The sequence below is a fragment of the Ruficoccus sp. ZRK36 genome, assembly GCF_019603315.1.
Classification (GTDB): Bacteria; Verrucomicrobiota; Verrucomicrobiia; order Opitutales; family Cerasicoccaceae; genus Ruficoccus.
The window spans coordinates 954,491-976,165 of record NZ_CP080649.1 but is presented as its reverse complement, the minus strand read 5'-3'; the positions used below and the strand labels follow the sequence as shown (position 1 = coordinate 976,165).

Below are 21,675 nucleotides of genomic sequence, written 5' to 3'. Positions count from 1 at the left end.
GAGTGAATAAGATTGCACGTTGACTCAATCTGAACAGAGGTTTAATCGTAAAACATGCAGCAAGCTACCAGTATGAAGCATTTGGCTAAGATTGCTAATTGCAGCGTAATGACGGTATCTCTTGCCTTGCGAAACAGCCACAAGGTCTCAACGGAAACGCGTAAACGCATCCAAGAACTTGCCGCAGAACACGGCTACCGTCGTAATCCGATGGTCTCAGCTCTCATGGCAACGCGTCGCGGCCCCCGAGCGCAAACTCGGGAAGGAATTGCGCTTTTAACTAAGTTCGGTGAGAAACTGGAATCTTGGCGTGAACCTCACATATTCTATTCGGATTTATACAACGGGATGGTCGCCCGCTGCAGCGAGTTGGGGTTCGCACTGCAAGAGTTCCCTACCGTAGGACCAGATGGTCTCGGCAGTGTAGCCTTGAGACGGATTCTAAGGGCGAGAAATATTCGCGGAGTTATTCTTATGCCCGGTGGAGATCTGGAGCGCCCATTCCCAACACTAGATTATGAAAATCACTGCCTTGTTTCGGTAGCATATCATTCACCAGAGCTAAATATTCACCGTTCTGCCTGGGATTATTCCTCTGGAATGGCCGAGTGCCTCGAACAAGTGGTTGCTAGAGGCTACCAACGGGTCGGCCTAGCCCTTAACAAACGGTTGGACCCAGAAACACTTTATGCTTTTAGTGGACGATTTTTTGCCTGGCAGCAGAGCCAACCACACAACCGTCGATTACCTCTCGTATCAGGACGTGAGAAACTATTGGATAAAGAAAAATTTCTGGCATGGTATCATCGATGGCGACCGGATTGCATCGTAGCTAGCATTATTGATTACAAGAATTGGCTGCATGAAGTCGGTATCTCCGTACCCGAAGAGTGTGGCTACGCAATGTTGTCAACGCGCGGATTGAAAAATGTTTCCGGTATATACTCGCCTCCCGAGCAAATGGGAAGAGCAGCCGTCAATCTTGTAGTACGTGAACTCTTCATCAACAATATGGGGCTGCCATTGTATCCTGAAACAGTTCTGCTAAAAGGACAGTGGGTGGATGGTCATAGCCTCAGACATCCCACTGGTAATTAGATGAAAGAGCCCAGTATGGCAATGGACTGATCGATCCAGGTAAATCCAATGTAGAATACTTTTTGTAGTTACGGAAATCGATATTGCCCTAAACTAACTTCCGAAACCGTCAGGCTCGGGGCGAGGCTGACGCCTTGTTAACTTATTTTGGGTCCCTGGCGGAGAAACGGAGAAAAAGGGCTATTTTGGGACCGGTGGGGGGAAATGTGCTTAACGAGCGGTTTTCTCCGGTGGCAGGGAGAGGGAGAGCGGACCGGCGCAGCCCGACCCCGTAAGTCTTTGCTGACAGCGGGATTAAAAAAATCCCGAGACAAACGTGGTCTCGGGTCTCTGGAGTCAATCGGAAGCACCGAGAGTTTCCGAAAGGAAATCTTGGCTGCCCAAGCATGGCACTCTCCGGAAAGTTGAAGATTTTCTCCGCAATCTCCGAAGGTAGAAAAGTTGTTAACTAATGGTTTTTTCAGGCCGCTTCGGGCACCTCCTCCCTGTTTTCCGGGAGCACATCGGGGCTCCCTGCCGCATATCGTGCTCAAAGCCTTTTTCCCTAAAAACGGCCTCGACATCGGAATAACGCGTACCACTGACGATCTCGACAATCACATCGACATCATCCGTTGGGCGGGCAGGCGATAATTCAGGATCGTCCAAAAGCAAGTTGACGATGGAACCTCCCGTAAAGGCATAATCCAACCCAGTCTGATCCAACTGCTCGGAAACGGCGCGCAGAGAACTTATGTTAAGCTGAGGCATGATGATTCAAATATTGTTTCAATGCTTCCTCGGCCATTTTTCTTTGCCGGGCGCGACCGATACGCAAGGCGTCAACCAATGCCAACAGCGTGTATAGCTCCGGGTATGCCTGAGCAACTTTAGTAACACTCCGGTAGAGCGGCTTGACTGCGCTTCCCTGAACATTCCCTTCCGGCTCTGGCCACACTGGAGGCATCTGATTGCTCGCGGCAAACCGCTCACGCAACGCCGGAGCGGCCCAAGCTGTCGGGATCCCCTCGTAATCTCCGCTGGAGAAACCGCGAACGCGTATGGAACCCCGTGCACTAGAAATTTGATAAAGACCTCGCGATTGATTGCTCGCGATTGCGGTTCCAACAAGCGAGCCGCTGACAGTCGTTTCTCCGCCGCATGTACTTCCGATGCGCTCATCCCCAGACTCTTGCCCTTGTCAGCATAGTTGGAGGGCATGCCGGAAACAAACATACTCAAGGCTACAACGACATCCTGTGGCTTCATGAGGGCATATGCCATTCGCGAATTGCGAATATCCAAGCAGATTCTGAATGTGGGCATTTAACATAGCCTCAATGACAACCATGGTTTACACCTGAATATCCCTCCGGGGGGACACATTTCAGCCCTCCTCAAAAAAAACGCCCCACCCCCTCGTCGGACCACCTCTCAAAATCGATTCCCAATAAGGTCAGCCTTAGTAGCAATAAGAGTAATAAGGCCTGTTTCGGGGAAAAATAGTTACTATTAAGCGTCAACAACTCCTACTTATCGCCCGCAATTCACACCTTAGTAGAATTTTGCGCATGATTTTTTGCTAAATATTAGTAATCGAAAACACGCATCAAAACACAGCATAACAAGAAAAAACCACCTAAACTCTTATCAATAAGCTATTTAAGAAATACACACACTATCTAATCCCACTAGAATTTGACCCCAAAAGCTTCCCCCCCCCGGATTTCAGGGCACTCCAGGTGCACGTTCGTTTTTGTTTTCGGCGTGATTTACGCCAACGAGGTCAAAAAAGTCGGCGCAGAGGGCTGTTATGTGCCCGATGATATGTCGTTTCATGATAGCGAATACAGGGTTACTTCCTCTCTCCCCTACCAGCTCCCGACCACTTATTCTCCATCAACGAAAGCTGCCGCATCTAGGGCATCCAGGAAACCATGTCGGTAGATGATGCGCTCGGACCGTTCCGTGTAGAGATCCATGAGCTTGAGGTGCTCGGCCTTCAGGATTTGGATTTTGCCGACCTCTTCCGGGGTCAGTGTGCCGGGCAGCTTAAAACGCGGTGGGGACAGGGTCGCGAAGGCGGCGTCGGATTGCAGGACGGCGATGTAAAGTAACTGGCTATTCTTTAGGCCCTGGGGCACCTCCTGCCGCTCCTGCCGGAACTCCTCGACGTCCACTGGCTCCATCCCTTGGTGTACGAGCGTTTTGTTCAGCAGGTACCAGCCCTCCAGATCCCGGGCCTTCTTGATCTTACCTTCATTGACCCAGCGGTGGAACGTCGCCTTGGGGATGGCCTTCAAAAAGACACGGTCAAAGTCCTCACGTCGGACAAAAATCTCGTTGTTGGGATCGTACTTCGGGGCGGCGCTCATCGGGCAGGATTACTACCATGAGGACTATCCGTCCGAAACAGGTCTGAAAAGCTCAAAAATAGTTGCCCAAAAAGTTGCCCAAAAATAGGGGGTTTTTCGAGACTGGGCGAAATTTATTGAGACTGGATGAGACTCGGCCCCGGTGGCCTAAATTCCATAAGTCGCTCCAACACAACGTAAAGTGTTGAATATAAATGGTCGGGGCGACAGGATTCGAACCTGCGACCCTCTGCTCCCAAAGCAGATGCGCTAGCCAGGCTGCGCTACGCCCCGACACAAGAAACGGCAAACATCCTGCCAGCGGGGGGCAAAGTCAATGCTTACTTGGGGCCTCGTGGCGGCGACCGGGCACTTCAGCACACGGGGCGGAAACCTGCCCGGAGGCAAGAATGCGGCTTGCCCCACGGACGGCGAAGCCTCTAATCTCGCGCCATGGACGATGCATCCGACTCGTTACTGGGGGCCACGGACGATAACCGCGACGGCGGTACGCCTATCTTTGTTCCCATTGCCCTGGCGCTCATCGGCGTGGCCCTCGGGGGTCTCGCCCTGTACTTTGCGCTGACAGGTGGCAAAGAGGAGGAGTTTAGCGCAAAGCTCAGCGAGAGCGGCAGCCAGGTGGCGACGCTGGAAAAGCGCATCACGGAGCTGAGCGCGAAGAACGATAAGCTCCAGCACGACTTTGACGCGCTGGAGAAGCAGGTCCGCTCCATCGCCGGGCAGACGCAGAGTGCCCTGAACCAGGTGGGCCAGGAGATCCTGAGTACCCGACGCCAGATTTCGGATAATGCCGAGGCACTACGCAAAGTCGTTGAAGCGCTCAACAGCGGGCAGAGTCGCCCCGCCGCCAGCCGCCCTGCCGCTACCGCGAGCACGAGCAGCGGGGCATCCACCTCGGCGCAGAACACCGCCAGCGGTGAAGACGCCGAACCGGGCTTCCGCACGCACGTGATCGCCTCCGGCGAGACCTTTGCCAGCATCTCCCAGCAGTACGGCGTGCCTTTACAAAAGGTGCTGGAGTCCAACCCCGAGGCTGACCCGCGCCGCCTGCGCATCGGCCAAAAGATCAAGGTCCCGCTCCCCGCCGATGAGTAAGCAGGCCCCCAGCCACTGGGTCCCGGGTGAGGAAACCCTGCACGCGCAGTGCAAGGTGTATGACGTGTACAAGCGTCACTACAGCCACCCCGTTGACGGCCGTAACGGCGACTTCTTCATCATCCAGTGCAACGACTGGGTGCAGTGCATCCCGTTGACCACCGACGGGCAGATCATCCTCGTGCGGCAGTACCGCTTTGGCACGCAGGAGTTGTCCTGGGAGGTCCCCGGCGGTATCATCGATAACGGCGAAGACCCCGTCACCGCCGCCCTGCGTGAGCTCTCTGAGGAGACCGGCTATCACTGTGAGCAGGCACGCCTGCTGGCCCAGTGCTACCCCAATCCCGCGCTACAGGGAAACCACACGCATTTCGTCCTGGCAGAGGGCTGCACCCTGCAAAGCGGCCAAGACCTTGATCCGCATGAAGAGCTGGAGGTCCGGCTCTTTACCGTAGAGGAGGCCATGCAGATGGCCCGTAAGGGCGGCATCACACACGCCCTAGCGATCAATTCCATCTTTTTCCTGGAAAGCCATCTGGCCGGTAAGCTCTAGAGCGTATCCGTTTTTTCGCTACGCAGCGGGCTTGAGAGAAATCACCACACGTTTCGACGGCGGAACTGGGCGGGAGTGACCCCCTGCCGCTTACGGAACCAGCTGTGAAAGTGAGAGGGTGAGCAAAACCCCAGATCGTAGGCAATGGTCTTGAGCGGCACCGCTCCGGCCTGAAGGGCGTCCTGCGCCAGCTGCAGCCGTCTCAACTCGATCTGCTGGTGCACGGTGTGTCCGGTATCCTGCACCATCAGCCGGTCCAGATGCGTCTGGCTGAGCCCGGCGGCATGGGCGATATCTGCACTCTTCACCGACCGCCCCGATGGCACCCCCTGAATCAGGTCCAACGCGCGCAACACATACTGGCTGGGTTCGCGCAGATCACGCCGGGAGAGCCCCTCTGCGGCATAGACCTCCGCCAGCTCGACGAGAAAGAGACGGAATGCATTCTGGGTGAGCAGGTAGGCGCGCATGTCTACCACGCGCTCCCCCAGATAAAAGCCCAGACCGATGTGCCGCTTGACCGTGCGCAGGACTTTTCGGGCTTCACGCTCAAGCTGTAGGCAGTCTGCCGCATCCACCACCAGCGGCAGCCCCTCGTCGTAGACAGCCTCCCCCGTGGGATACTGGAAACGGTAGCCGATGGAGAGGAGCTCACAGTCCGCACTGAAGCGCTGCCAGCGCTTGCCCTGCCTTAGAAACAGCCACTGGCCCGGTCCTGCACGGCGGGCTCCGGACTCGGACTCACCAGCCAAGGCCCAGCCCTTGTGGACTAGCAGCGCGCTCTGAAAGCCGTACTCGCTCTGCGAGGTCGAGGTCGCCTCTTTCACCATGGCCTTCTCATAGACCCACAGCAATTGCAGGCGCAGCGTGACCCACTGGCTCAGGCGAAAGTTGGGCAGCGTACTCCTGGATGCTTCACGAAGCATAGTTAGATGGTGAATATTTTATATAAAATGTGCAATTCCTGATTCGCTACCGCATTGAGACGTGAGGCCATCTGGGCGAGACTGGAAACATCATGGCAAGCTCGACTCCCTCCCCTTTCCCTCTGCAAACCCACAGTGTTGACTTCTGCGTAGTCGGCGGCGGCATGGCCGGCCTGATTGCGGCTGTCTCTGCGGCACGGCGTGGCTGCTCGGTCGTTCTCATGCACGACCGGCCCGTCCTCGGCGGTAACGCCTCCTCGGAGGTCCGCATGTGGATCTGCGGCGCGCACGGCCCCCATAAGAAAGAAACCGGCCTGCTGGAGGAGATCCAACTGCTGAATCAGGCCCGCAACCCGCAGGGCATGTACGCGATGTGGGATTCGGTCCTCTTCGAGTACGCAAAGATGACGCCCGGCCTGACCACGCTTTTAAACTGCACCTGCCGCGACGCCGAGGTCGAGGACGGGCAGCTCGTGTCTATCGAGGGTTGGCAGCTTACGACACAGACCCGCCACCGCGTCGAGGCCCGCACCTTTCTGGACAGCTCCGGGGACTCGATCCTGGCCCCTCTCTCTGGCGCGGAAACCCGTGAGGGTCGCGAGAGCCGGGAGGAGTACGGCGAGTCGATTGCCCCGCGCAAATCCGACCTCAAGACCATGGGCAACACCGTGTTGCTCCAGCTTGAGCAGACCCCGTACGCCCAGAGCTTTGCCCCGCCGCAGTGGGCCTACCACTTCGGCAAAGACTCGAACTTGCCCGCCCGGGTCGGCTCCGGTCTCGGGGAAAACTTCTGGTGGCTGGAGCTGGGCGGGCTGAGCAATACCATCTCCGACTCAGAAACGATCCGGGACGAACTCTACAAAGCCGCCTGGGGCGTATGGGACTACATGAAGAATCGTGGCCCCCAGGCTGAGAAGCTGGTCAACTGGCGCCTGCGCTGGATGGGCGCACTCCCCGGTAAGCGCGAGAACCGCCGCTATCTCGGTGAGCATGTTTTAACCCAGAACGACATCGAGGGGGGCGGGGCCTTTGAGGACATCGTCGCCTACGGCGGCTGGAGCATGGACGACCACCACCCCGCCGGGCTCTACTACCCCGGCGAGGCCACGATCTTCCACCGTGCGCCCTCCCCGTACGGCATCCCGCTGCGCAGCCTGTATTCGCGGAACGTAAAGAACCTCTTCTGCGCCGGGCGTAATATCTCGGCCACGCACTGCGCCATGTCCTCCACCCGCGTCATGGCGACGTGCTCGCTCATGGGGCAGGCCGTCGGTACTGCCGCCGCCCTGTGCACCCGCGACTCGATCCGCCCTGCGCAGATCACCGGCTCCGTCCTGCAGGAGCTGCAGCGCATGCTGATGGAGGACGACTGCTGGCTGCCCGGCCTCACCAAGCCGCTGCCCGCGCTGATGGAGGCCGCCAGCTATGACGATGACACCGCCGCTGCCCTGCTCGACGGGCACGAGCGCCCCATCGACGGCGAAGACCATGCCTGGGAGGCCGCACCCGGCACCGCGCTCACGCTTTCCTTTAAAAACCCGCGCCGCGCCGCGTGCGTGCGGCTGCTCTTCGACAGCGACCTCAATGACAAGAAACGCATGCCGGTGCTCTACCCGCACCAGGAGCGCCACACGGCACTGCCGAAGCAGCTCGTGCGGGACTTCCAGATCGAGGCCCGGACTGCCAGCGGCCAGTGGGAAACGATTCATCAGGTCACGGATAATCGGCGACGCCTCATCGTGCTGCCCGTGGACCGCGAAGTCACCGCCCTGCGCTTCACCGGCAAAAGTACTTGGGGAGACGATAAGCCTGTGCGCGTCTTCAGCTTCGAGGCACACGGCGAGCCGCTGCCGCTCAGCACCGAGCCCGCTGCCGGAAAAAGCTGGACGGATGTCGTCGCCGCACTCGACCCCGAAGACCTCCAAGAGCCAGAGCACGGCCTGGAACGCAAGAACCGGGGCCGCTCGCTGATCGGAGCGTGAGACTGCTCGGCAGCCGGTACTTATCCCCAACCGCTCACAACTTATTCACAGGGCACAAATCCCGCCCGAGGCTAGGCGTTGACTACATTTTGGGGCTTACCGGCGAGGAAAGCGCGCAGGTTATCCGCGGTGACTGTGAGTAACCGCAGACGGGCCGGTTCGCTCGCCCAGGCGAGATGAGGCGTCATGTAGACATTGGGCAGATTTTGCAGCGGGTGACCGGCCTGCATAGGCTCCTTGGCGATTACATCAAGGGCAGCCGCAGCGAGCGGCCCGTCCTGGAGAGCCTTGGCCAGGTCCGCCTCGTTGACGAGCGTCCCACGGGCGGTATTGATCAGGTAGGAGCCGGGCTTCATGCGGGCCAACAGGTCGGCGTTGACAAATCCGGCGTTGGTCGGGGTCTGCGGGCAGTGCAGGGAAACGATGTCGGACTGCTCAAAGAGCTCCTCCATCGACCCGGCCCACGCAAATCGCGGGTGATCGAGGCCACGACGCTTGCTGGGGGTGAAGGCCAGCAGGCGGCAGCCATAGGGCAAGAGCCGCTCGGCCACGGCGCGCCCGATCTCTCCGAGTCCGACGAGGCCCACCGTCAGCTCCGCCAACTCGCGCGGGGCCTGCAGCCAGTAGCAAATATGGAGGCTCCGCACCCAACCGCCATCGCGGACGCTCATGGCATGGTCGCCCACCCGGTTACACAGTTCTAGAATCAGCGCCAGTGTATGTTGGGCGACCGATTCGTTTCCGTAGCCGGGGACATTACACACCGTGATCCCCCGCTCCCGCGCCGCCGCGGTATCGATATTGTTATACCCGGTAGCCAGCAGGGTGATGAGCTTGAGCTGCGGCAGCGCCTCCAGCGTGGCCGCATCAAAGGGCACCTTGTTGGTGATAACGACATCCGCCTCGGCGCAGCGCTCAACGATCGCCTCCTGCGCGTGCTCGGTATGGTCGTGGCGAGTCACGTCCGCCAGCTCTGCCAGGGGCGCCCAAGGCTCTTCCCCGGAGAAATCCAGTGTCCCCGCATCCAGTATAACGACTTTCGGTTTCATGATAGTATATATAGCTCAGGCTAAACGGCCTCGGTACCTTTATCCTGCACAGACGAGGCATCATTGGCAAGGTCGGGCAGCAGACTAAAAGCGATTCGGGTGACCGCAAATGGCGTGATTTTTCCGTCAAAAAACAAAAATACAGGATTCACCTGATGGGCGGTTTGGCCAATTCGTGCGATGATAGGCGCATAACTTCTCTCACACATCATGAACAACACAGCAATCGCAGAGCGGACCAGGACCCCTGAAACCAAGAGTCTGCCGGCCGCGTGGCCTGTCGGGGAAACAAACCCGGAACTCCACCGCGAGCTTTCTGCGCTTGCCGGTGACGTCATCAAAGACGCCCTCAGCCTGATCCACCTCCCCAACTTTCCCGAGACCTACGTACAGGAAAGACTCCAGCGCCGCGCAGCCATCGTGCTCGCCCTGCTCTCCAGCTCAGAGCCCACCGCTGGCAAGGACTTCAACGAGTACGCGGAGGAAATGCTCACGATGTCAATTTTTTCGGAAATCATGGAGTTACAGGCATGATTTCCGGTAGCGAATAAACCTATACAGGTATGCATATTGCAGCCGCCCGGGTTTCCCCCGGGCGGTTGTTTTTTTATACAGTGATAGCGGGTCCGCGCACACCTCCCGTCTCGCCCCGATAGCGCAAGGAACAGCGGCCGTGGCACCTCAACACCCGGCAACGTCCTTGCCTTTTAGGCGAAAGGGAACAATTGTGCACTTTTCGCTCTCACAGACTTATTTAGCCCGGAAACGCACACCGCGCTTCCGCCAGTATTATTTACGTCATGCCCGATACCACCCAGCCCGCCAGCGGCGAAGAAATCGTCGCCCGCGTCAAGGACGCCCGCCAGCGCCTGTTTGAAGAACTCAACCGCACCATCATCGGGCAGGAGGAAGCGATCGAGCAGATCGTGATCAGCCTGCTGTGCTCCGGCCACGCCCTGCTCACCGGCGTCCCCGGCCTGGGTAAGACCCTGCTGGTCCGCAGTATCGCTGACACCTTTACGCTGAGCTTCAAGCGCATCCAGTTCACCCCCGACCTGATGCCGGCGGACATCTTTGGCACCGAAGTGGTGGAGGAAGACCCCGCCACCGGCCGCCGTAACTTCCGCTTCGTGCCGGGCCCGGTCTTCGCAAATATGCTGCTGGCGGACGAAATCAACCGTACCCCTCCCAAAACCCAGGCCGCGCTGCTGGAGGCGATGGAGGAGCGGCAAGTCACCGCTGCGGGACAAACTCACAAGCTCCAGCCACCCTTTTTCGTCCTCGCCACACAGAATCCGATCGAGCTGGAGGGCACGTACCCGCTCCCTGAGGCTCAGCTGGACCGTTTTCTCCTCAACATCAAGGTCGACTACCTCCCGCTGGAGAAAGAAGTGGCCATGGTCGCCGCCACTACCGCCCCACGCGCAGAGGGGCCACAGCCGGTCTTCACCGCAGAGGAGATCATGGAGCTGCAGAAGCTCGTCCGCTCGGTCCCGGTGGCCGAGGAAGTCGTACGCTTCGCCGTGCGCCTGAGCGCCGCCACCCGACCCAGCCACCCCGACTGTTTGCCTATCGCCCGCGAGAAAATCAAGTGGGGGGCTGGTTCGCGCGCCTCGCAGGCCCTGGTGCTCGCCGGTAAGGCCCGCGCACTGCTCGATGGCCGCTATGCGGTATCGATCGAGGACATCCGGGCGCTGGCCGCCCCCGTCCTGCGCCACCGCATCATCCCGAATTTCCACGCCGAGGCCGAAGGAGTCACCTCCGACCGGCTGATCGAAGACATCCTCGCCACGCTCAAGGACTGAGTAAGCGGCCCCTGCCATGCCGCCCAGCGTTCACGACCTGCTCGACCCCGCCCATCTGGCTCAGTTGGGGAACTACGCCCTGATGGCCCGCTCCGCCGTGGAGGGCTTTCTCTCGGGCATGCATCGGAGTCTTTTCCACGGCTTCGGGACGGAGTTCCTGCAGTACCGCGACTATACGCCGGGCGCGGACCTCAAGTACCTCGACTGGAAGCTCCTGGCCCGCTCGGACCGCCTCTACACAAAAGTGTACCAGGAGGAGACAAACATGAACGTCCAGCTCGTGCTGGATGCCTCCGCCTCCCTGGATTATCAGGGCTCACGCGCGGCCTGTACGAAGTTCCGGTACGCGTGCATCACGGCCGCCTGCCTCGCCTACCTCGCCACAAGGCAGGGCGACAACGTCGGGCTCTTCGCCTACAACGACACCCTGCGTGAAGCCATCCCCTGCGGCCACCGGGCTGGCCAGCTTGAGCGCGTCCTGCAGGCCCTTACCCGCCTCCAGCCCGAGGGCTCGGCCAACCATGAGGCCATGCTGCAACTTTTTGGTAATCAACTCCGTCAGCGCAGCGTCGTGATCTTTTTATCCGACATGCTGGAGGGCGAGTCACTCCTGCCTGAGCTCCTGAAGCACTTCCGCCTGCGCCACTGCGACACGCTGGCCGTCCAGGTGCTCGACCCCGATGAGCTGGACCTCCCGATGGAGGGTGTGGCCCGGTTTAAGGACAGCGAATCCGGGCGTGAAGTGATTTCCTGGGCCGAGTCTACCCGCGAGACCTATAAGTCACAAATGAGTGACTTTAGAGAGGCGCTCACCACGGGTTTTAACCGCTCGCAGGTGGATTTACTCAGCCTGACCACCCACGAATCCCTCGGGTACGCGCTCGCCCGCTACCTGCACCACCGGGAGGCCATCCGCTAAGCGCATGTTGAGCTTCGCCCAGCCCCTCCTGCTCGCCGGCCTGGCTGCTCTGGCCCTGCCGCTGCTTGCGCATTTGGTCAATCGCGCCCGTGCCCGCCCCCTGCGCTTTCCCTCTGTCCGCTATATCGGGGCCTCGCAGCTGCCCCGAGACAAGCGTCGCCACCTGCGCGACCTGCTCCTGCTCCTGCTCAGGTTGCTTTTCATCGCGCTGGCAGCCCTGGCACTGGCCGGACCACTGTGGACGCCGCCAGAGGACGCACCGCTCGCCTCGACAACCGGCCAAACCCGCACCGTGATCGTTCTGGACGCCTCAGCCAGCATGAGCGGCTGGGGTGCCTGGGAAGAAGCCGAGAATGCTGTGCGTGAAATCGCCGAGCAGGGAAACCCGACCGGACTAATTCTGTTTGATACCGAGGTACTCGCCACCGTCCCCGTCGGCTCTCCCGCCCGCACCCTGGAGCAGATTGTGGCCGACATCCCACCGGGTCAGCGCATGGGAAATCCCGCCCCGGCCATCGAAGCCGCCTTGAACGAGCTCGGCCCAGATGGCCTCCGCAAGCTGGTTATCATCAGCGACTTTCAAGAAACCACCTGGCAAAGCTCGGCCTGGCCTGCAGCCGGTGAAGTCGTGGAGGTCGAGACGATCAAGGTGGGCGACTTCACCCGCCCCAACGCCGCCGTCCTCGACGCGCGGGCCTACCCCGCCACAGGCGGACGCCTCCGCGTGCTGGCCCGTGTGCGCAATGATTCCGAAAAGGCGCAAAACGTCACCGTCCAGTTACAAAGCGACGATCAAGTCGAGGAACAGACCCTGACTTTTGGCCCCGGCCAGACCCAGACGGTGGCTTTTCTTATTGATCAAGCCGAAGACCCGCAGGGCACTATCAACCTTCCTGACGATGCCTACGCGGGGGATAACAGCTTTTCCGTCTGGCTGGGCACGCCAGCTCCGGCACAGGTTGTCGCCCTGCTTCCCGGCGCGCAGGGGCTCGACAAGCTCGAGGAGGTGGCCTTCGTGCAAAAGGCGCTCACTGCCACCAGCGCAGACATGCCCCCGGCCTTCGTCCTGAATGGCGTGGCGCCGGATTTTGACTTCGGGGCAGTCGCGGAGGCGATTGATGTGCTCTACCTGCCCGGCACCGCCGCCGAGCTGGACGCCGTACAGCTGGAAAAACTCCGTGACTACGTCGCCAACGGAGGGGTCGCCCTGATCACCCCGGGGCAGAACGCTTCCCGGCTGTTTCGCCAGCTACGGGAAGGCGAGCTGACCGAGACGGCGTTTCTGGGCATGCCGGGGCGCAACCGCGACCGTAGCGAGCCTTTCCGCATCGCCACCCTGGAGCCGGGCAGCCCACTGGCCGATGTCTTTACCGGAAAGTCCGCCCGCGACCTGTACCTGACCGAGATCTACCAGTACGTAAAACTCCGCCCCGGAGCCAAAACGAGCGTCCTGCTCGCCACCGAAGACGGCGACCCCCTGCTGGTACGCGAGACGCTCGGTAAGGGCGAGCTGCTGATCAGCGCGCTGGGTCTCGACCCCCGCTGGAGCGACCTGCCGCTGCGGAATGCCTTCCTGCCCGTGCTACGGGAAGCCCTCTCCCAGGCGACTAAAGCCGACGATACGGTCATCCGCCTGACGGTGGATGAGCCGCTGCCCGCTGATTTCCCGCTGCCTCCGGGCGCAATCGCTCCCGAGGTCAGCGCCGAGCCCGGCGTCATTGAGCTGGGTCCCTACATTATCCAAACAAACATCGACCGCTCCGAGTCACTGGCGCAGGCGGCCATGCTCAGCGACATCCGGGCACAGCTCGGCCGTGAAGCTATTGAGCGAAAGTCTGCAACCTCCTCTGCGGAGGCACCGGCTGCGCTTGCGCTGTGGCCCTGGCTGGCAGCGGGGGCTCTGGCCTGCCTGCTGGCAGAGATGCTCCTGAGTGCTCCATCTCGACGAAAGGCTGCCCATGCCTGAGTTTTACCGCCATCTGCAGCACCAGCGAAAGCTGCTGTTCGTGCTGTTCCTCGTGCTGTATGTGTTCAGCCTGCTGGGGCTGTTCAGCCTCGCGATTCTCGCCGGGTCGGGGCTGGATGTCTACGCAAGCCCATGGCAGGAGCATAGCGCCTGGCTGTATTTTAACGTGCTCATGCTGCTGGCGGGCATCGGCTTTGTCGGGGGGATTCTCGTCATTCTGGCTCGGCGTCCGACGCTGGCTATGCTGGCCCGGCTGGTGGAGCGGCGCCACCCTGCCCTGCGCGAAAACCTCACCACCGCGGTCGAGGTGCTGGAACGCGGCGAGCCCTTTAACCCGCTGGAGCAGGCCCTCATCCGGCAAGTCGAGCGCGATACCGAGAAGATCGTCTTCCGCACAGCCACACTGCCGCGCTGGCTCCACCCGGTAGCCGCGATCTTAATCGTGGTGGGCGCGTTTATGCTCTTTCAGGCTACCCAGCAGAGCAGCCTCTACAGTAAGGCCTCATACTACCAGCGTGACCGGCTGACGGGCGAGGCCACGGGGTTGATCGTCGAGCCCGGTGATGCCGAGGCTCCGCGCGGATCGGATCTCACCGTCACCGCCACCATCAACCGCTGGGAGCGCGACCCCCAGATCATTCTGCGCGAGGACGGACGCGAAGTGCGCTACCCGATGATGCTGGATGGGCAGCGCGTGGGGCAGTTTACCCTCTTCGATCTGCAGGAGGACACAACCTACCGCGTTGAGACCTCATCGCTGCACTCGCCCGAGTACAGCGTCACCGTTTACGACGCTCCCAGGATCGAGGCAGTCCAACTCACACTTGAGCCACCCGCCTATACCCGCCACGAAGCCCAAGAGTTTTCCAAGCTGCTGGACCTCTTCCCCATCGAGGGCACGCAGATCACCCTGATCGTCAAAACCACCCCCAACGTCCGGACAACGCTCCGCGTGGGCGAGGAAGAAACGCCCTTTTTCGGGACAACGACCTTTACGGCAGACAGGGACGCCGAGTACCAGATCACCCTGACCAACGCCGAGAACCGCAAAGCCGTGACCGAGTCCTACAAGATCGACGTCACGCCGGACGAGCCACCCGTGGCCGATGTCGTCGATCCCGGCCACGATACCAATGCCCAACCCGACACCATCCTCCCGCTTGAGCTGTACGGGGCGGATGACTTCGGGCTCTCAAAGGTCGAGCTGCACGTCTCGGTATCGGGTCTGCCCCGACGCCCGATCGAGGTCTTCACTGCCCGGCCCGGCTCCGAGCCACTGCTGGAGCGCAACTTTCTCACGCAGCTGGACATCCCCCGGCTCAGCGTCGAGCATGGTGACGTCGTTTCGTACTACTTCACCGTAGCCGATAACCGCGAGCCCAAGCCCAACGTCGCCCGCTCCGAGCTGTACTTCGTCGAGGTGGTCAAGGACCTTGACCGGCCTCAGCCCGAGTCCGACAGCCAGGGGGGCGAAGGCGACGAAGCCAAGAAAAAGGAAATCGATCTGCGCGCGCTCATCGTGGAGCTCAAGCGCGTCATCCGCCAGACCTACCGGATCGAGCCGCTCACCGGCGACGTCCGCCGTCAGGCCCGTCAGGAGCTCGGGGCGGACTTGAACAAGGTCCAAACCGAGGCGCGTACCCTGCTCGCGGATATCGGCCAACTGCTTATGCAGGTCGAGGGGGGCGAGTTTTTCCTCATGGTGAATAACGCCCTCCAGCGCCTGGGCGAAGCCGAGGAAGAAATCAACGCCGACCGGCCCGCGTCCGCGATCCCCCTTCAAGAAGAAGCGCTGAGCAATCTTATCCAGCTGGAAAGCTTTCTGCAGGCTACGCTCCCGCCCTCCGCCGGGGGTGGCCAGGGGCAGCCCTCCGAGCAGAGCGGGCAGTCCCAGGGTGACAAAGAAGGCCAAAGCCAGAGCGAAGATGCGATGGGCATGCAGCAGATGCGCGAGCTGATGGCGAAGCTCAACAGCCTCGCTGAGGATCAGGCAGCCCAGAACGAGCGTTATGAGCGGGCCGAGCGCTTCAGCCCCGGCGAGAGCGAACGCCAGCAACTTTCTCAAGCTCAGGAGGCGCTGCGTCAGGCAGCCCGTGACGCCTCAGCCTCCCTCCAGGGTGAAGCCGGGATGGGCGACATCCGCCGCGAAATCGCTGAGGCCGGGCGCACCATGCAGAGCGCATCCAGTGCGATCAGCGGGGGTGAGGCAGGCCAGGCCTCCAAGGCCGGAGCCCGCGCCGGAGAGTCCCTTCTCAATGCCGCCGCCCTTCTCGACGAGCGCATCCGTCAGGCAGCTGCCGGAGCCATGAACGAGCTTGTCTCGCAAGCTCAGGGGCTGGCCGGACAGCAGGCCGGAGCCGCCGAAGCCAGCGGAGAGGCCGAGACAGCCGGAGGTGAGGGTGAGTCTAAAGGCGCGCTGCGTGAGCAGCAGCTCGGCCTTAATGACGAGTTCCAGCAGCTCATGGCCGAGATCGAGCGCCAGGCCGTGCAGATGGGCGAAGCTTTTCCCGGTGCCGGTGAGCAACTCGCCCGCGCCAGCCGTGAAGCCGGTAAGGCCCGCACCGGAGCCGCCATGCAGCGCTCTGCCAACGCCCTGCTCTATGGCCGCTACGGCAAGGCCGGGCAGCTCCAGGGTGAGGCGGCAGAGGGGCTTGATGCGCTCGCCGAAAACCTCGCCAAGGCCCGCGACCAGATCCCGTCCATGTCGGCCGCCAGCCTCGAAAAGCTCATCAATCAGGTCGAGCAGGAGCAGAGACGCCTCTCCCAACAGAAGAATCAGTCTCCCGGCCAGCAGGGGGAATCTCCGGGCGAGGAAGGCGAATCCGGTCAGGATGGCAACAACAGCCTCAACCAACTTGGAAAAAACCTGCAACAGGCAGCAAAGAACCTGAAAAATAACGAGCTGAACGAGCTGGGTGCTCGCATGTCCGCCCCTCAGGGCGGGGATGGTGCCTCGGGTGACACGACTGAGGCGATGGGCATGCTTAATCAGGCCGAAACGATTCTCCAGCAGTACCTGCGCCAGCAGTTGGTCGAGGAACGCGTCAACTACAAGCGCCAGTCCGCACCGCCACCGGACAAGTACCGCACACTGGTCGAAGAATACTTTAAAAACCTCGCCGAAGAACCCTGATGCCCTTCGAGACACCCATCCCACCCGTGGCCATTGCAGTGGCTGCCGTGCTGCTGACCGCCGCCCTCCTGCGGCTGGCCCGCCGGCAGGGTGGCGACATGCCACGCGGTCTGTGGTGGGCGAGCCTCGTCCTGCGCCTGCTGGCCGTGCTGATGATTTGCCTGCTGGCACTGAACCCCTACCTCACCCGGCAGGATCCGGACCCGGCTGGCCTGCGTATCGCAGTGCTGGCCGACGCCTCCGGCTCCATGCATACGCGCGATCTCGACGGCACCGCGCGGATCGAGTTCACCGCCAGCCAGGTCGACGAAGCCACCCCGGATAACCTCCGCGCACGCCTTGATGCCCAAGCCGGACAGCTCGACACCTATGCCTTCAGCGAACGCCTCAGCCCCCTGCCAACCTCCGGCCTTTCTCTGGAGGGTGGCCAAACCGCGATCGGGGATAGCCTGCGCGAGACCCTGAACCACAACAGCGGCCAGGGACCGCTGTCGGCTGCCGTTCTCCTGAGCGACGGCATCTCCCTGCGTGGCGAGCCACTGATGGACGCCGCCCGCGCCTACCGCGAGGCTGGTATCCCCATCAGTGTGGTTGGAGTCGGGGACGCCTCCGAGGGCGGAAACGCAGCTGTCGAGCTGACTGTCCGCACCGCCGAGCCGCTCGTCGGCGAGCCGCTGGAGCTGGAAGCCGCCCTGACCAGTACCTTTAGCCAATCCGTCTCCACCACCGTCGAAATCGCTGACGGCGACACCGTGCTCACCCGCCAGGACGTGACGCTGCAGCCCGGCGCCACTGTACGCATCGAGGCCACAGCCCGTCCCGAGCGCTCAGGCTTCCACAGCTACCGGGCGCGCATCGTGGAAACCATTCCCGGTGACCGCAACCAGAGTGACGACCTCGCCTTTGCCGCGACCGAGGTCGCCGAGCCGCGCGTGATGAAGGCCCTCTACCTGAGCACGCACCTCAACGACACCTACCGCTTTCTGCGCGAAGCCCTCCGGCAGGACCCCGACTGGGAGCTGCACGCGCTCATCCGGCTCAACGCCGAGCGCTTCGCCGCGCTGGGCTTTGAAGACGCACCCGACGAGGAGAACCTGGGCTATGCCTGGATCAAAAACAGACTGGTCGACCACAGCGTGCTGATCGTCGAGACCGCCGTCGTTAGCGAAATGAACGCCGATGAGCGGCAGGCCTTGCTCGATTTCCTCACCCGACGCGGCGGAGGTGTCGTTTTCTTTGGCCCGCCGGATAATCTCCCCGCCGAGCTGCGCTACCTGCTGCCTGTCCGTGAAACCGAGACGCTGATCCGTCCGGCACAGGCCCCGCTCAAGCTCAGCCCGGAGCCGCTCTTTGACGCGCTGGCCGGTGGCACTCTGTTTCGCCCGCCCCCGCTTTTCCTGCCCGGTGGTCGCACCGCCTATGTCGGCCGCGAGCTTTCGCGCGGGGCACGCACGGTTCTATCGACTGCCCAGCTAGACCAGCCCTTGCTCACGCTCCACGCTTACGGGGCCGGGCGGGTGGCCTACCTCGGCACCTCCTCGACCTGGCGCTGGCGGCTCAGCAGTGAGCACGGCCTGCGCCAGCATGAGCTGTTCTGGCGCTACCTGCTGGGCTGGCTCGGCAGCGGCGGTAAGCCACGGCTGGAAATGCCCCTGCAGGGCCGCATCGTCCCCGTGGACGAGCCGCTCGCCCTCGATGTGGACGTGCGCGGACCGGACTTCCTGCCCGCCGAAAACGCCCGCGTGAGCGCCGTGATGACACCCGCCAGTGGCGAACCGGGGCCGCCTGTTAACCTCGTACCCGACCCCAGCCTGCCCGGACGCTATCAGGGCACAAGCCAACTCGACACTCCCGGTGAGGCCCATGTCGAGTATCGGGTGAGCTTCCCGGATGGCGAAGAACTGCGCCAGGAAGCGTGGTTCGCCGGGGCGCACCTCGGCCGTGAAAACGCCGACCTGGCCTTCCGTGAGCGGGAACTGCGCGACCTGGCCCGTGTCACCGGTGGGGAGTATGTTTCCTGGCGGGAGGTGGACAGCCTGGACACCGTGCCGCTAAGGGCAGATACCCCGATGCTTGAGACGCGCCTCTACTGGACCCGCAATCTTACCTTTACCTTGATCCTCGTCCTCACCGTCGGTATCGAGTGGATACTACGCCGCAGGACAGGCCTGAACTGATGCCTTTGACCTCCTCCATCAAAGTCCTTCTCTCCACGGTCGCCCTGGCCGCGGCAGCCCTCCCGCTGTCCGCCCAGAACCGGCCATCCGGCATCCCCCGCAATCTGTTTCCCCCCAGCCTCATGCCCGAGCCGCGGCTCAGCCCCGAGGAAAAAGCCACCATCGAGCGCGCGCTGGAGGACCTCAAATCCGACAACAGCGAGTACCGCGCCGGAGCCGTCATGCTGCTGGGGAAATACGACAGCGCTCAGGCACGCGAGGCGGTGATCAAAGCGCTGGAGGACCCGAGCACACGTGTGCGCCGGGCTGCCATGGTCTCCGTCATGGAGTGGAACCGGGCCGCCCCCGCCGAAGCAATCGTACCGGTGCTGCGCCTGGTCGGGGACGAAGATGTCGAGCTGCGCCGCTCGGCCTCCACCGCCATTCAGCCGATGATGGCTATCCGCGCCGCCACAGAGGCCCTGAGGCCGGGCGTCCGTGTTGTGATCCCCGACGATGTTCGTCAGACCCTGGTCGAGGCCTATCTGGATGAGGATGTCATCGTCCGGCGCAACATGTTGACCAACCATTTCTATCTCAACCTGCCGGTACCGGGAGAGACCTTTATCGCGCTGATGGGCGACGAAGACCCACAGGTGCGCCTCGAAGCCGTCGGCCTCGCCGCACGCTTTGCTGAGCCGGACGCCTTTACCCGCGAGGCTCAGCGCTGGATAGAAAACGGCAATCGCGCCGAGCGCCTCCGCCTCTCCCGCGAGCTGCCCCCCAGACCCAGCACCGCCCAGCTTGAGCTGCTGCGCATGCTAAGCGAAGACGAAGACGACGAGATCGCCGCCGAGGCCATGCTCGCGCGCTTCCGCGCGCTCGGCACGGACGCCACATTTGAGAAGCTCTATGCGCGGCTGAATGAGGACCGCCTCAAGCAGGAGCAAGCGCAGCGTTTTCTCCAGATGATGCGTATGCACTCAGGTGAAGTCCCCGGCCACATCGAGGCACTCACCGGCCTGGATGACCCGCTCCTGCGCCGCGAAGCCGTCGACCTGTTCTTCGACATGGGCTACGCCCAGCAACGGCCCGAGCAGGTGCTGATCTTTATCGCCGATCCCTCTGAGCAGGTACGCACCGTCGTCCTCAAGTACTACGAGCGCCGCCATGGCAATATGCCACCGGAGCTACGGGAGGCTATGCTCACCAGCCGCCACCCAGAGGTACGCCAGAGCCTCGCCACGATGAGCGTAACCATGCCGGACGACATTGCCACGGAGCTTTTACTCGACCTATTACTGGATGACCAGACCGCCATCCGCCAGCAGAGTCTGCGCGAGATCGCCCGGCGGCAGCTGCCCGGCTGGCAGGACATCCTCCTCGCCTCGCTCAATGACGAAGACCTCATGATCCAGCGCAGCGCCGCTGAGCTGATCATGCGCACCCAGATGCCCGGCGGTACCGAGGCCCTCCGCCAGCTCCTGCAGAGCGAGCCGGACACGCCGCTGGCTCCACTCATCCGCCTCTACCTGGAGGACCCCACTATCTTCCAACGTCAGGAGCGCCTGTGAAAACGCCGCACAACATCCGCCACTGGCTCATCTCCGGCTGCATCATGCTCGCAGCCGCTCTGAATGTGTCGGCACAGCCGACCACTCTCGCAGAGCCCGAGTCGACACCCCCTGCGCCCCAACCCACGGAGCTGACTCCGCCGGACCCGGTGCAGGTCATCCAGCTCATCCAGGGCGATACCCTGCGCCGTAACTATCCCGGAGGGCTCACCAGCCTGCTGGAGGAGATCAACGACAAAACCACGCTCACCCTCGACCCGGACCCGCTCGTCATCCAGACCTTTGACGACCCCCGCATTTTCGAGCACCCCTTCATCTATGTAAACTACGCCGACCGGGCGGACTGGACGCTCTCCGAGAGCGAGAAAGAAGCCATCAACGCGTACCTCGACCGGGGCGGCTTCATCTATATCGACGCGGGCATCACGCCCTCGTTTCTACGCGACAGCACCCAGTACGGCCAGTTTCACAGCTTCGCAGAGTGGAGCGTCACCCCGGAGCTGCAGGAGGCTTTCTCCTCGATCTACCCGGACAAGGCCTTCCTGCCCCTGCCCCGCTCGCACCCGCTTTTCCGGGCATTTTACTCCGGCCTGCCCGACGCCACCATCCTGCCCGACACTGTGCGCGACTTCGTCGTCAACGAAAAGTGGCCGCAGGGCACCTATGCCGCCATGGGGCTGACCGTCAACGGCCGCCTGGCCGTGCTGGCGATGCCGATCCTGGCCATGGGATGGGGGAAGAATGACTTCGGGCAGTGGACGACCTTCATCGGCTTCCGCATCCGCGAAGGGGCCGAGGGCATCGACGAGCGCCTGGCCGATGCGGCCTACACGGGCACGAGCTTTGAGGTGACCCGTGAAGACGGCCGCAAGGACCAGATATTTACCCAAGAGGAGGCCATGCCCGCCTGGGTGAGCGAACCGGACGGCAGCTGGCGGCTGTTTCGCTACTACTATACACAGGAGATCAGCGACTACGCCCACGGCTTCTACACCCAGCTGGGCGTCAACATCTTCGTCTACGCCTATACGCAGTAGCGGGTGCTTTCCCGCTTGCCGCCTGAGC

16 protein-coding genes and 1 tRNA gene are annotated in these 21,675 nt (G+C 61.8%); 12 read left to right on the top strand and 5 right to left on the bottom strand.

Features of this window, described 5'->3' with window-relative positions; all coding sequences use genetic code 11:
- Positions 1 to 54: 54 nt before the first annotated feature.
- Positions 55 to 1,098: a LacI family DNA-binding transcriptional regulator gene (locus K0V07_RS04285; protein WP_220623304.1), complete on the top strand. Its 1,044-nt coding sequence runs from the start codon at positions 55 to 57 to the stop codon at positions 1,096 to 1,098.
- Positions 1,099 to 1,542: 444 nt separating this feature from the next.
- On the opposite strand, the gene K0V07_RS04280 is transcribed toward K0V07_RS04285, so the two are convergent.
- From K0V07_RS04280 to K0V07_RS04270, 3 genes are all read right to left on the bottom strand, one after another.
- Positions 1,543 to 1,848, bottom strand: coding sequence for a hypothetical protein (locus K0V07_RS04280; RefSeq protein WP_220623303.1), 306 nt, complete (start codon positions 1,846 to 1,848; stop codon positions 1,543 to 1,545).
- Positions 1,849 to 2,966: 1,118 nt separating this feature from the next.
- Positions 2,967 to 3,452 carry a hypothetical protein gene (locus tag K0V07_RS04275; RefSeq protein WP_220623302.1) on the bottom strand — a complete coding sequence of 162 codons (486 nt, stop codon included), beginning with the start codon at positions 3,450 to 3,452 and terminating at the stop codon, positions 2,967 to 2,969.
- Between the two features lie 195 nt (positions 3,453 to 3,647).
- Positions 3,648 to 3,725, bottom strand: a tRNA-Pro gene (locus K0V07_RS04270).
- Positions 3,726 to 3,884: 159 nt separating this feature from the next.
- Here K0V07_RS04270 and K0V07_RS04265 point away from each other — a divergent pair.
- Positions 3,885 to 4,547 carry a LysM domain-containing protein gene (locus tag K0V07_RS04265; protein WP_220623301.1) on the top strand — a complete coding sequence of 221 codons (663 nt, stop codon included), beginning with the start codon at positions 3,885 to 3,887 and terminating at the stop codon, positions 4,545 to 4,547.
- Positions 4,540 to 5,100 carry an NUDIX hydrolase gene (locus K0V07_RS04260; protein WP_220623300.1) on the top strand — a complete coding sequence of 187 codons (561 nt, stop codon included), beginning with the start codon at positions 4,540 to 4,542 and terminating at the stop codon, positions 5,098 to 5,100. Before K0V07_RS04265 ends, K0V07_RS04260 begins: the two co-directional genes overlap by 8 nt.
- A 41-nt stretch (positions 5,101 to 5,141) precedes the next feature.
- Here K0V07_RS04260 and K0V07_RS04255 read toward each other — a convergent pair whose 3' ends face one another.
- A complete protein-coding gene (locus tag K0V07_RS04255) occupies positions 5,142 to 6,026 on the bottom strand; it encodes an AraC family transcriptional regulator (protein WP_220623299.1) in 885 nt (294 codons plus the stop codon).
- 92 nt (positions 6,027 to 6,118) lie between these two features.
- Between K0V07_RS04255 and K0V07_RS04250 the strand changes: the two genes are divergently transcribed.
- Positions 6,119 to 8,008, top strand: coding sequence for an FAD-dependent oxidoreductase (locus K0V07_RS04250; RefSeq protein ID WP_220623298.1), 1,890 nt, complete (start codon positions 6,119 to 6,121; stop codon positions 8,006 to 8,008).
- 71 nt (positions 8,009 to 8,079) lie between these two features.
- Here K0V07_RS04250 and K0V07_RS04245 read toward each other — a convergent pair whose 3' ends face one another.
- Positions 8,080 to 9,057 carry a D-2-hydroxyacid dehydrogenase gene (locus tag K0V07_RS04245; protein WP_220623297.1) on the bottom strand — a complete coding sequence of 326 codons (978 nt, stop codon included), beginning with the start codon at positions 9,055 to 9,057 and terminating at the stop codon, positions 8,080 to 8,082.
- Positions 9,058 to 9,267: 210 nt separating this feature from the next.
- Between K0V07_RS04245 and K0V07_RS04240 the strand changes: the two genes are divergently transcribed.
- The 8 genes from K0V07_RS04240 to K0V07_RS04205 all read left to right on the top strand — a co-directional run bounded on the left by K0V07_RS04240 (position 9,268) and on the right by K0V07_RS04205 (position 21,647).
- Complete coding sequence (locus K0V07_RS04240) at positions 9,268 to 9,591, top strand: hypothetical protein (protein WP_220623296.1); 324 nt, start codon at positions 9,268 to 9,270, stop codon at positions 9,589 to 9,591.
- 266 nt (positions 9,592 to 9,857) lie between these two features.
- Entirely contained in the window at positions 9,858 to 10,862 is a 1,005-nt protein-coding gene (locus K0V07_RS04235; protein WP_220623295.1) for a MoxR family ATPase, read from the top strand.
- 16 nt (positions 10,863 to 10,878) lie between these two features.
- Entirely contained in the window at positions 10,879 to 11,781 is a 903-nt protein-coding gene (locus tag K0V07_RS04230; RefSeq protein ID WP_220623294.1) for a DUF58 domain-containing protein, read from the top strand.
- A 4-nt stretch (positions 11,782 to 11,785) separates the two neighbouring features.
- The gene (locus K0V07_RS04225; RefSeq protein WP_220623293.1) at positions 11,786 to 13,747 is read left to right on the top strand and encodes a vWA domain-containing protein; all 1,962 of its coding nucleotides are present in this window, start codon (positions 11,786 to 11,788) and stop codon (positions 13,745 to 13,747) included.
- Positions 13,740 to 16,880: a DUF4175 domain-containing protein gene (locus K0V07_RS04220; RefSeq protein WP_220623292.1), complete on the top strand. Its 3,141-nt coding sequence runs from the start codon at positions 13,740 to 13,742 to the stop codon at positions 16,878 to 16,880. Before K0V07_RS04225 ends, K0V07_RS04220 begins: the two co-directional genes overlap by 8 nt.
- On the top strand, positions 16,880 to 19,057 hold the full coding sequence (locus K0V07_RS04215; RefSeq protein ID WP_220623291.1) for a vWA domain-containing protein: 2,178 nt from the start codon (positions 16,880 to 16,882) through the stop codon (positions 19,055 to 19,057). The genes K0V07_RS04220 and K0V07_RS04215 overlap by 1 nt, the downstream gene beginning before the upstream one ends.
- Positions 19,057 to 20,610 carry a HEAT repeat domain-containing protein gene (locus K0V07_RS04210; RefSeq protein ID WP_220623290.1) on the top strand — a complete coding sequence of 518 codons (1,554 nt, stop codon included), beginning with the start codon at positions 19,057 to 19,059 and terminating at the stop codon, positions 20,608 to 20,610. Before K0V07_RS04215 ends, K0V07_RS04210 begins: the two co-directional genes overlap by 1 nt.
- The gene (locus K0V07_RS04205) at positions 20,607 to 21,647 is read left to right on the top strand and encodes a DUF4159 domain-containing protein (RefSeq protein ID WP_220623289.1); all 1,041 of its coding nucleotides are present in this window, start codon (positions 20,607 to 20,609) and stop codon (positions 21,645 to 21,647) included. Before K0V07_RS04210 ends, K0V07_RS04205 begins: the two co-directional genes overlap by 4 nt.
- Positions 21,648 to 21,675 lie beyond the last annotated feature (28 nt).